This window comes from Pseudoalteromonas sp. CR1 (genome assembly GCF_019392235.1).
In the GTDB taxonomy this organism is placed as follows: domain Bacteria; phylum Pseudomonadota; class Gammaproteobacteria; order Enterobacterales; family Alteromonadaceae; genus Pseudoalteromonas.
On the sequence record NZ_JAHXRM010000365.1, the window covers coordinates 1 to 260 of the forward strand.

General features: G+C 61.9%; 1 protein-coding gene. It reads left to right on the forward strand.

The features are described 5' to 3' along the window. A partial coding sequence (locus tag KZZ04_RS19730; protein ID WP_219423962.1) for an ABC transporter substrate-binding protein occupies nucleotides 1-260 on the forward strand: 260 nt, incomplete at both ends.

Consider the following 260-nt stretch of genomic DNA (forward strand, 5'->3'; position numbering starts at 1 on the left):
GTACACAATCGACTTCAAGCGCTTTAACACCGGCTCCCCGGTGGCCTCGGCGGTTGCCAGTGGTGCGCTCGATGTGGGTATTGTCGGCGACACCCCGGTGATCAGCCTCGCCGCCAATGGTGCGCCAGTGAAAGTGGTGGCCAGTACCCAGACCAGCCTTGACGGTGTGGGCATCGTCGCGCGTAAAGGCATCCATTCGGTGGCCGACCTGAAAGGCAAGACTGTCGCGATCTGGAACGGCTCATGGAGCCAGCAACTGG